Origin of the sequence: Terriglobus sp. YAF25, from assembly GCF_052113305.1 — a bacterium.
In the GTDB taxonomy this organism is placed as follows: domain Bacteria; phylum Acidobacteriota; class Terriglobia; order Terriglobales; family Acidobacteriaceae; genus Terriglobus.
The window spans coordinates 1-10,345 of sequence record NZ_JBFRCY010000329.1 but is presented as its reverse complement, the minus strand read 5'-3'; the positions used below and the strand labels follow the sequence as shown (position 1 = coordinate 10,345).

The window sequence follows — 10,345 nt, the reverse complement described above, 5'->3', positions numbered from 1 at the left end:
AGCAATAGCGATGTGAATGCCGGCTTCCTGGGCACGAAGCAACGCATCGATGGCGCGCTGCGTGACTTTGCCTTCCGGCGGAAGCAGGGTGCCGTCAATATCGATCGCGATGAGGAGTGGTGATTGCTGCAAGCGAACTCTCTAGGTAGGGATGCAGTCCGGCTCTTTGACGCGAGCCCTGGACTTGGTGGTAAGGGTGATGGCGGCCATGAGGATCAGCATGCCGCCTGTAATGCCGGTAGGCCCTAATCTCTCTCTCAAAAGAGTAACTCCGAGGATAGAGCCCATGAGCGGCTCCATGTTGAGAAAGACGCCGGCTTGCGATGCGGGAATATGGGCGATGCCGTAGTTCCACAGGAAGGTGGAGGCAGCCGTGCATAAGAGACCGCTGGCGGCGAGAGCGAGCCAGGCTTTCAGAGAGATGCCATGCACCGGAGGCAACCCATACATGGCAGGAACAATCACGCAGAGCATCAGCATGCCGCTCATCAGGCCGTAGGCGGTGACCACTAGTGCGGAATGGCTTCCCATGAGCCGTTTGTTACACAGAACCCAGAAAAGAGCGATCAACAGCGAAAGAACCACCAGCAGGTCGCCGGCAAGCGTCGGATCGCCTGCGGCATGACTGTGGCGTCCTCCCGTGGCGATCAGTGCCGCACCGGTGGTAGAGACGGCCAGAGAGGTCCATCCGATCCAGTCAAGACGCTCGTGTGCAAAGAGAGTAGCCCCAACGGCCAGGATGACCGGCATCATGCCCACCATCAGGGCGGCATGGGAGACGGTCGTGAGCGAGAGTCCCTTGAACTGCAGGAGGAATTGCAGCGGAATCCCGAGAAAAGTACCGAGCAGCAGCGTTCCCCATTCGGAGCGCGAGAGCCCTGGCCGCCGTGTCAGCAGGACGGGAACCATGGCCAGGGTGGCGAAGAGGAAGCGATAAAAGACCATGTGCCCGACGGCCATCTCGGCCAGGGCGATTTTGCCAAAGTAAAAACCCATGCCCCAGAAGGTGCCTGCGCTGGCGCAGGCTAGGAATCCTGAGGCTCGGCTGTGTGAAGGGGCCATCTCTTCAATGTCGCACACGGGAGGGGAGTGGCGGGTAAGAGCGTCGTTATGAAAGAGTGGGAGTCACACGCAACGATGCAGATACGATGGGCCAATGCGATCTCGGGAATAGAGCATTTTTCCCGTAGGTGTAGTGTAGGGATTCGGCATCTATGGGCGTTTTCCGCAAGGAAGACGCCGCTGCACGCCCCTTCCGGGATACCCATCAACAGGAAAAATGTTCTAGCCGTGCTCTGTGTGCATACAGCTCTGTTTGCGCAGGTTCAGATTCCATTGCAGCCGCCAAGGCCGCAGAAGACATCACCAAACCAGCTACAGGTCCCAAAGACGCAAAAAGCAGACCTCCGCTTCGACTTGCCGGGTGTGATGCTGCCACAGGCCAGATTCCTTCTGGATCGCACCGTCTACCAGACCATCGACTTTGTCGATGAGCGGCATCTGTTGGTAACCTCTCCGGTCAAGGAGCTGCTGCCGCGCATCGTCGATGATCCGGAGACCGATGAAGACGACGCAGACTTCGCCGGCGCCGCTTCGGTTCCCATGCTCTCTGCCGGGCATTTGGATCTGGTGCGAGAGGACAGTCAGCACTGGGGATTTGAGTGGAAGCCGTATGGTAGCGGGCAGGTGGTGGACCTGGCGGGGCTGGAGACCAGTTGCCCTCCTGTGGCGGCGTTTGTCAGCGGCTTCGAGTTTATTGGGTTAGGGTGCCGCGGCGATGTGGCGCACTCCGAAATCGGGGCCTTTGATCTGGAAGGAAAGGCTTTGTGGTTAATGGTGCTGGCTGGGGAATCCAATTCGCCGGCCATGAAAACCGCAGCTCAGGCGGGCCGCTTTGCCTATAGCCGCCTTTTGACCATTATGGGAAGCGGTCCCAGCTCCAACACGCCCGAAACGGTGCAGGGGCAGGAGATTCAGGTCTACCAGACCAGCAGCGGACGTCCTCTGGCGAAGATTCTTGCCGTTCCTCCGCAGCAAGCGGGCCTCAACTTTGACCTGTCGCCCGATGGCTCGCGCCTGGCCGTCGCAGAGGGACGGACAATTGAGATCTTCAACCTGCCGCAGCCGACGGCACAGGAGAAGAAGGAGCTTCAGCACTCCCTGACTGTGGCGCCCCGCCCGGGAGAGGCGAGAATCCACCTTACCGGTGGTGATGGAGATAGATAGGGAAACGCAAAAGCCCGCTCCGGAGAGCGGGCTTGCAGAGAGATCGAAACGGCTTAGGCCTTCTTGACAACCTTCTTCGCCGGCTTGGCCTTGGTGGCGGTAGCAGCCCCGGGAGTGGTGGTGGCCGCGGTCTTCAGGCGGGCAGCCAGACGGCTCTTGTAACGGGAAGCGGTGTTCTTGTGCAGCACGCCCTTCTGGACAGACTTGTCGAGCACCGAAACGGTGGCCTTGAATTGCTCAGCGGCCACTGTCGCATCGCCGGTGGCGAGGGACTCGCGAAGCTCGCGGAGTGAACCACGCAGCTTGGATTTGTTAGCGCGGTTGACCGCAGTCTTGCGCTCCGTCTGACGTGCGCGCTTGAGAGAGGAGACGTGATTCGCCATCGATAAACCTTTTCTTTCAACCCGGTTGTCGGGGATTTGGGGAGAGGCTGCGGCTACTCACGCGCCACATTCCCTACGAGGTTTAAGAATACGGGAATTTGATATAAGGTGCAAGGATTAGGGTGTGTTATCGGGCGCCTAGAGGGAGAGGGAATCGCAAATGGTGCGTGTCGGGGTGCAGGCGGATCTTCCGGAGGAGTTGCTGAAGCTCTTTCCGAAGAATGGCATTGAGCTGGTAAGGCTTCCGAAGGACCTGCGGGAGACGGTTGAGGTCGAATTCTGGGTACTCCCCTTCAATCGCTTCGAAGCCGAGGGCCAGATGCCGTTTGTGCAGGGTGTGAAGGTGATGCAATCTGCCATGGCCGGCGTCGATTGGGTCCTTCCCTGGAGGCGCGATGGCATGATCCTGTGCGACGGACGCGGCATCCATGATGTCTCGACCAGCGAGTGGGTGATGACGGCCATTCTGGCCTCACTGAAGTGGCTCCCGGTGTACGCCAAGGCTCAGGAGGAGAAGAAGTGGGTCGGCGATTGGAAGTTGCGCAACCCCTTCGTTACTGAGAGAACCCACACGCGTGGACGCTATCGCGTGCTCAGCGAAGAACTTTGGGGCCGGACGGTATTGATCGTCGGCTATGGATCGATCGGAGCGGCAACCGAAGAAAAGTTGAAGGTCTTTGGTGTGAAGAAGGTGATCCGTGTCGCTCGTTCCGCACGCACGGAGCCGGTCGAAGTCCACGCGATCAGTGAGCTGGATGCTCTGCTGCCGCAGGCGGATGTCGTGGTGCTGTTGTTGCCGCTCACGGCGGAGACTCAGGGGATGTTCGGACGGAAACGCCTGGAACGGTTACAGGAAGGGGCACTGCTGGTAAACGCCGCCCGCGGACCGATTGTGGTGACTGAAGACCTGACGGCGGTGCTGGCGGAAGGGAAGATCCGCGCCGCGCTGGACGTAACCGATCCGGAGCCTCTGCCCGACGGGCACCCTCTATGGAGCGCTCCCAACTGCCTGATTACCCCACATATCGCCGGCTTGACACCGAACTTCATGGAACGCGCATTCGGCTTTATCGGGAAGCAGATGGAACGGTATTTGAAGGGCGAGCCGCTGGAAAACGTTGTGGGGGRCGCCGGATACTAGACAAGCGTATGGACCCGTTGCCCCATTCTTTCGCCATTAGCGAAAGAATGGGGCAACAAGCGAAGCGAGCCGCTTTTTGCTATTTCTCGACGCAAACTTTACGCGATATAGTCTTCCGGCTGCGTCTGATCGGTTCCCTTGCACAGCCCCAACGCATTGAACAGGGGTGTAAGAGCCAGGGCGAGGGCAAGATTCACCAGCAGCGCCGGAATCGCAGCATAGATCGTATACGTCTGTCCAAAGAGATGTAGCGGATACGCCGAGCTCTTCAGCTGCAGCGACCATGCCATCCATGTGCCCGTGATCATGCCTGCTCCCCACCCGGAGAAGAGGGCCCATGGATGCAGCTTGCGGGTGAAGCAGCCGAGCACCACTGCAGGGAAGATCTGTCCGATCCAGATACCGCCAAGCAACTGCATCTCGATCGCGTAAGAAGAGGAGGCCAGAAGCACGAAGATCAGCGCTCCGAACTTGATGACCAGAGAGACGATCTTGGCCGTATTGGACTCCTGGGCAGGAGTCAGATGACGGCCAATGACCTCCGCCAGCAGATTACGGGTAAAGAGATTGGCGGCAGCGATCGACATGATGGCTGCAGGTACAAGGGCGCCGATGCCGATGGCAGCGAGGCAGAAACCTGAGAACCAGCCAGGAAACATCGAAATAAAGAGCGTCGGGACAACGGCGCTGCTATCCAGCGTGCCGGCAGCGGTCTTTGGTGCAATGCCCGCGGTCAGTGCGACATAGCCAAGCAGCGCGATCAGCCCGAGAAGGAAGCTGTATGCAGGCAGCAGAGCGGCATTGCGGCGAACGACGTTAGCGCTCTTCGCGGAAAGCACACCAGTGGCAGTGTGCGGGTAAAGCATCAGCGCAATGGCCGATCCGATGGCCAGCGAAGAGTACGCCAGGTATTGCGGCGGCTTCAGCAGCAGAGAGCCTGCGGGCTTATGGGTTGCAAGCGCTGCTGCGGCCGTAGAAAAGATGTGTCCATAACCGCCGAGCTTGAGCGGAAGAACAATGATGGCAGTAAAGACCATCACGTACAGCATGATGTCTTTCACGATGGCGATGACAGCCGGCGCACGCAGACCCGAAGAGTAGGTATAGGCGGCAAGGATGATGAATGCCGCGACCAGCGGCCATTCGCCATGTACGCCCATGGCGGCGATCACCGCCTGCATACCGACCAGCTGCAGCGCGATATATGGCATCAGCGCCAGGATGCCGGTGACGCCGATGGCGATGGTCAGCGCACGGTTCCCAAAGCGTCCGCGGACGAAGTCGGCGAAGGTGATATAGCCGTGGCGATGGCTCACAGCCCACAGCCTGGGCAGGACCATCATCATGTAGGGATAAGCGATGATCGCGTATGGCACGGCGAAGAAGGCCATGGCGCCGCCACCGTAAAGCGCCGAAGGAACGGCGATGACGGTGTAGGCGGTGTAGAGGTCGCCACCGATGAGGAACCAGGTGATCCATGTGCCGAAGCTGCGGCCGGCCAGGCCCCATTCTTCAAGCGAATGAATGCCGCCATCCGGACGCCGCCAACGGGCAGCCCAGAATCCAGCGAGCGTGACAAGGACGAAGAAGGCGCAGAAGACGGCCAGGGCGGTCGTATGGATAGTCGCAGGCATGGGTACAGGGTTCAGGGTGAGGGTACAGGGTGCATGCCCGGCGGTGCAAGCTTAGGGTATGCGCTCGAGCTCGATTGCTTCACCACCCCAGCTTGATGGATCGATATCCTCAATGGTTTGGGTGAAGTCCCAGACCTGGCCGAAGGGATCCTGCAATGTACATTGGCGTTCGCCATACATGTGGGTCTGAGGATCTCTTAGCGCAACCGCTCCATGCGCGACGGCGTTTGCAAAGAGTTCATCGATCCGGTCAGTACRCACCATGATCGAGACGCTCCGCGCAGGTTCGACTTCAGCTTGATGCAAGATGATATGACCGTCCGAAGCATGCATCTGGATGCGATGGTTCCCGCCGACGCGCAGGCGTTCGCGAAATCCAAATGCCGTTTTCAGCCACGATGCTACTGCCACGATGTCCGAATAGCGAAGTACTGGAATCACCGAAGAGGGAGGAGCAGATCGATTGGTCATGGTTGTCAGCGCAGGGTTGAGGCGCCCGGGGTGTTCCATTCGTTGATCACGATACCAAGATCGTTGAGCGTTTGCATTGCCTTTTCCATATTGCGGCGAATGGTCGGCCGCACGGCGAGCGGGGCGTCATGTGCCTCTTCGATGGCGATGACGCGGCCATAAGGCCAGGCATCGCGAGGGATGGCATTGAGCGCCGCGGGAAGATCGGCAACGCGGATGGTCAGCTCCTGCTTGCGTGCGGCTACGGGCCGGATCATCGTGCCCTTAGCGTACTCAGAGGGGTTTGCGTCTGCCATCAGCACGTGAAGCGAGACCATGTTCTCCTGCACGGTGATCGCCGGGTTCTCCCAGTTGGAGAGGTCCTGGATGGTGAGGTAGCGGTTCYTCGAAGGAGGTGGGATCTCGCGGTCGAGCTCAACACGGATCTCTTCCATCTGCTGACGGTTGAGGCAAGGGTGCTCCGTTCCGGGCGCCGCTGGGAAATATCGAGTTTGTGACTGGCAGAGAGCCGAAGGCGCCGCCGCTGCTGGTTGAAGTAACCCAGCTTGATGGTGTCTACGAGGCCGTAAAGGCATGGTCCGCGGCAAATGAAGCGCCCGCCCCGACTGAGATCGCTCTACAGCCCTGGAAGTCGCGCCTGTTTACCGCAGAACCCGTCAGTGGCATGACAATCGGCTTTTGGGAGTGGGACGATCCGGTGAAGGGCAAGCCGGTTGCTATCGAAGGCGACCTGATTGCTACCGGGATGAAGTTCGCCATTGTGGTGGCTCGCTGGAATGCCGTAATTACCGATCGCCTGCTGCAGGGCTCCCTCGATGGGCTATTGCGCAGCGGCGTCAACCGCGGGGATATTGAGATCGTTCGCGTTCCGGGCTGCTGGGAGATTCCTTCGGCATCACGTACGCTCGCGGAACAGAAGCGTTTTGACGGCATCATTACGCTGGGGCTGCTGTTGCGCGGCGAGACCGCGCACTACGAGGCTATCTATAACGAGGTGGCGCGGGGAATCGGCCAGAGCCAGCAGGAGACAGGGATTCCGCACGCCTTTGGTGTGCTGACCTGCGAGACCCTTGAGCAGGCGCTGGACCGTGCCGGCGTCAAGGCAGGCAATAAAGGATTTGAAGCAGCGATTGCTGCCATCGAGATGGCGTCGATCCGCAAGAAAGTGGGTGCCTGATGGCAGCAGGAACACGTCGTAAGGGCCGCGAGATGGCGATGCAGATGCTCTACCAGAGCGATCTGGGCAAGCAGACTCCGGAACAGGTCCGCAAGGTCTTCTGGAGCTCGCGGGAAGAAAAGGAAGTCGATGAGGAGGCCCGTGGATTCGCCGAAGATCTCTTTCGCGTTGCCACGGAACGGCAGGACGAGATCGACAAGCTGATTGAGGGGCATTCAGCCCGCTGGAAGCTGGAACGCATGGCCGTTGTCGATCGTAATCTCCTGCGGATGGCTACCGGCGAGTTGCTGGCTTTTCGCGCAACGCCTGCAGCGATCATCATCAACGAGGCACTCGAGATCGGACGCAAGTACTCGGCTCCAGAGAGTATTAACTTCCTGAACGGTGTGCTGGACGCGATCGCAAAAGAGGTTCTGGAGAAGCGGTTGCAGTAGAAAGACGTAGTCCTACAGGAGTGGAAAAGTCGACCGCAAATAAGAAACGCCCGGAACCTTCCGGGCGTTTCTCTTTGGGAGCATGCTCCTGGTTATTGGAAGGTACGCGGCTTGGCAGCGATCAGGTCAGGCACAGAGTACCCGCTGCCGCTGAAGGCCGGAAGCTTGGGATCGAGCTGGCGGGTATCGCTGTAAGCCGTCGTTCCCTTGGTGATGAGGTGCACCTGGTTGTCGCCTGCCGTGCTGACGAAGAAGGTTGCGTCATCCGCACTGAACACACCACTTACCGGGGCGGTCGGCGCGGACTTGCCGGAGGTAGTGGCCAGTGCAATGTTCGAGACCGTGTTGGTGGAAGGGAAGTAGGCCGGAATGACAGGCGACCCAGTGGCGCCGGCCGAGTAGGTTACAAAGGCCACCGACGAGTTCGAGGCTGGCACGATGCTGGTAACTGCCGTTCCGCTGGCGGTTGTGGCATAGGTGTTCAGGGTTTTCTGTGTGAAGTTGGGAACAGCACCACTGGTCGTGGGGCAGGCTCCTCCTTGCGTCGAGCCTCCGATCGGCATGGAGACGCCGATGTCGGTGATCTGAGGAACACCAGAGAGCATCCGTGCGCCAAGGATATGGGCGCCATCGTTCGTCGCGGCGACGCGATCCAGAGGAGCTGCGACCGTGCTTGCAGTGCCTCCTGCGATGGGGAAGTACTCGATGGAGCTGACGGAGGTGCCGGAGTAAGTGGTCTTGTGGCAGTACGTGTGGCCGACAGTGGCTGTCGAGCCGGCGAAATAAGCGCCGACCGACGGTACGGTAACAGCGACATCGTTTACGGCCGTCAGACCGGAGTTGTCGATAACGTGCCAGCCAGCAGGCGTGGAATACGTGATGAGCTGGTTATCCGCCGTCGTGATGTACACGGTTGTGCTGTCAGTTGACCAGGCAGCACGAGTTGCCACGGGCCCACGCGGTCCGTCGGGGAGGGATTACACGTCGGCGGCAAGCAGAATGCTGTAATCGCCGCGGCGCCCGGGAAGGTCGGGGTCACGGAACCGGTGGCCGCCGGAATCGTACGGGGTGTCGTGGAGACGTAGGTCAGCGTCAGGTTGGTGAGTGTCGTGTTGTTCTTGTCGAGCACCGTTGCCGTAATTGGCTGAGTGGTGTTCGGGTTGACATTGACGCTCGTAGAGCTGCTGCCCGGGATGTTCAGGGCGATGCTGGTCGGCGGGCAGGTGGAGAAGTAGCCCGCCGTCGAGGTCGCATTCGAGATGCTGGCCGTAATGAGGGTCGATCCAGGCTGAGCGGCGGTAGCTACGCCATTTTCATCGATGGTGACGATGCCGGAAGTCTGTGCCGCAAAGGTAAATTTGCCGACAATCTTGGGGTCAATGGTATTGCCGGACGTATCTTTTGCATCAGCCGCGAGAGTGATTGCTTTCCCTTGCGATACGCAATCCGTCTGCGATACCCCCGTCAGGGCCACACTGCCGATGATGGGATGCACATAAACAGTAACCGTATTACTGGTAGCCCCACCCGCGCTGGCCGTAACGGTCGCGGTTCCGGTAAGGGTGGTGCTGTTGCAGTAGGTGTAGTCTGCAATGCCGCCGGCGCTGTTGCGATTCCAGCTTCCGGCACAGAGGCGTCCGGTGGACGGATTCACGTCGACCAGCGTGTGCGTCGTATCCGAGCTCGCATAGGTGAAGTTGCTGACGCTGACACTGTTGCCTTTGCAATCAGTGGCGCTGGCGGTGCCAACGCTGCCCATCTGTCCACTGGATAGAGAGACGCCGGTCAGGCGGGGTTCAAGGTTAATGGTGGTGATCTGGCCGGTCAATATACCGGAATCGCCGCCGTTGCAGTAGACGGCACTGCTCTTATTGCGCGAGCATCCCGTGATCGAGACACTGACAGGAATAAAGAACATCACCAGAAAAGCAAGAAGAACAAACCGCCGCATTCAACCTCCCCGTTCGGCAGGAATCTGCGCCGAACGGTCCATACCGCCATTGCTTGGAATTCCTAAACTTCAGTGTAAAAGGTGACGGGTAGAGCGGCAAATAGTAAGCAGCATGTCTTCTTCTTGAAAACATTGCCACCATGAGTCTTTCGCCAAATCCTTCGCACCCGTGTTGGTGTTGCGCCTGGAGCATTTTTCCTGTGGGTGTGATGCAGGGCTTCCGATCTATGGGCGTTTTCCGCAGTGAAAACGCCGCTGAATGTTTCTTCCCGAATACCCAGCAACAGGGAAAACGCTCTGATCTCTATTGCATTGCGCTGCTTGAATCGGTTTTTGCGGGCATCTTTTCTTCAAACCAGCGCAGAGTCCGCTCCAGCCGGTCAGTATTGTGTCCTGCATCGGCGAAATGATGACCTTCGCCGGGGTAGACGATGAGCTGCGTGGTCACTCCCAGGTCGCGCAGCGCATGCCACATCTCAAACGACTGCGGCATGGGGCACTCCCCGTCGGAATCTCCCACGATGATCAGGGTCGGGGTCTTTACATTCTTGATGTAGTTGATCGCCGAAGACTTGGCATACACCGCCGGATTGTCATAAACCGACGATCCAAAGAAGGGAATCATCCACTGGTCGATGGAATTTTCACCATAGTAGCTCTGCCAGTTGGAGATGCCGGCCCCGGAGACCGCCGCCTTGAAACGATTGGTCTGGGTGATGGAGAACATGGTCATAAATCCGCCGTAGCTCCAGCCCATTACGCCGACGCGATCCGTGTCGACGGGAAATCGCTTCTCGACGGCATCAAGGCCTGCGAGGATGTCGCGCAGATCGCCATATCCGAAGTCCTTGCGGTTGGCCTGGGTGAATGACTCGCCCTGACCATAGGAACCGCGCGGATTGGGTTGGAAGACAAAGTAGCCCAGGGC

The 10,345-nt window shown here is 59.1% G+C and carries 13 protein-coding genes; 4 read left to right on the top strand and 9 right to left on the bottom strand.

Going from position 1 to position 10,345, the window contains the following annotated elements; genetic code table 11:
- On the bottom strand, positions 1–132 hold a 132-nt coding region (locus AB4043_RS14705; RefSeq protein ID WP_442307377.1), incomplete at its 3' end, for an HAD hydrolase family protein.
- A 9-nt stretch (positions 133–141) separates the two neighbouring features.
- Positions 142–1,062, bottom strand: a complete 921-nt coding sequence (locus tag AB4043_RS14700; protein ID WP_442301352.1) for a DMT family transporter — start codon at positions 1,060–1,062, stop codon at positions 142–144.
- 228 nt (positions 1,063–1,290) lie between these two features.
- Here AB4043_RS14700 and AB4043_RS14695 point away from each other — a divergent pair, with 228 nt between their 5' ends.
- A complete protein-coding gene (locus AB4043_RS14695; protein ID WP_442307376.1) occupies positions 1,291–2,226 on the top strand; it encodes a hypothetical protein in 936 nt (311 codons plus the stop codon).
- A 53-nt stretch (positions 2,227–2,279) separates the two neighbouring features.
- On the opposite strand, the gene rpsT is transcribed toward AB4043_RS14695, so the two are convergent.
- Positions 2,280–2,609: a 30S ribosomal protein S20 gene (gene rpsT, locus AB4043_RS14690; protein ID WP_442301354.1), complete on the bottom strand. Its 330-nt coding sequence runs from the start codon at positions 2,607–2,609 to the stop codon at positions 2,280–2,282.
- A 160-nt stretch (positions 2,610–2,769) separates the two neighbouring features.
- Between rpsT and AB4043_RS14685 the strand changes: the two genes are divergently transcribed.
- The gene (locus tag AB4043_RS14685; protein ID WP_442307375.1) at positions 2,770–3,750 is read left to right on the top strand and encodes a 2-hydroxyacid dehydrogenase; all 981 of its coding nucleotides are present in this window, start codon (positions 2,770–2,772) and stop codon (positions 3,748–3,750) included.
- A gap of 98 nt (positions 3,751–3,848) precedes the next feature.
- Here the strand turns inward: AB4043_RS14685 and mctP are convergent, their stop codons facing one another.
- From mctP to AB4043_RS14670, 3 genes are read right to left on the bottom strand one after another with little or no spacing between them, the layout of a single operon-like run.
- A complete protein-coding gene (gene mctP / locus AB4043_RS14680; RefSeq protein WP_442301356.1) occupies positions 3,849–5,384 on the bottom strand; it encodes a monocarboxylate uptake permease MctP in 1,536 nt (511 codons plus the stop codon).
- A 51-nt stretch (positions 5,385–5,435) separates the two neighbouring features.
- Complete coding sequence (locus tag AB4043_RS14675; protein WP_442307374.1) at positions 5,436–5,855, bottom strand: VOC family protein; 420 nt, start codon at positions 5,853–5,855, stop codon at positions 5,436–5,438.
- 5 nt (positions 5,856–5,860) lie between these two features.
- Positions 5,861–6,289, bottom strand: a complete 429-nt coding sequence (locus tag AB4043_RS14670) for a hypothetical protein (RefSeq protein WP_442307373.1) — start codon at positions 6,287–6,289, stop codon at positions 5,861–5,863.
- Between the two features lie 59 nt (positions 6,290–6,348).
- Here AB4043_RS14670 and ribH point away from each other — a divergent pair, with 59 nt between their 5' ends.
- Together ribH and nusB are read left to right on the top strand one after the other, a co-directional pair.
- A complete protein-coding gene (ribH, locus tag AB4043_RS14665) occupies positions 6,349–7,032 on the top strand; it encodes a 6,7-dimethyl-8-ribityllumazine synthase (RefSeq protein WP_442307372.1) in 684 nt (227 codons plus the stop codon).
- Entirely contained in the window at positions 7,032–7,466 is a 435-nt protein-coding gene (gene nusB / locus AB4043_RS14660; RefSeq protein ID WP_442301360.1) for a transcription antitermination factor NusB, read from the top strand. The genes ribH and nusB overlap by 1 nt, the downstream gene beginning before the upstream one ends.
- A gap of 92 nt (positions 7,467–7,558) precedes the next feature.
- Here the strand turns inward: nusB and AB4043_RS14655 are convergent, their stop codons facing one another.
- From AB4043_RS14655 to AB4043_RS14645, 3 genes are all read right to left on the bottom strand, one after another.
- Entirely contained in the window at positions 7,559–8,377 is an 819-nt protein-coding gene (locus AB4043_RS14655) for a hypothetical protein (protein WP_442307371.1), read from the bottom strand.
- Positions 8,296–9,417: a hypothetical protein gene (locus tag AB4043_RS14650; protein WP_442307370.1), complete on the bottom strand. Its 1,122-nt coding sequence runs from the start codon at positions 9,415–9,417 to the stop codon at positions 8,296–8,298. Before AB4043_RS14650 ends, AB4043_RS14655 begins: the two co-directional genes overlap by 82 nt.
- 304 nt (positions 9,418–9,721) lie before the next feature.
- Positions 9,722–10,345 (bottom strand): alpha/beta hydrolase family protein (locus tag AB4043_RS14645; protein ID WP_442307369.1); only part of this gene is annotated, 624 nt, incomplete at its 5' end.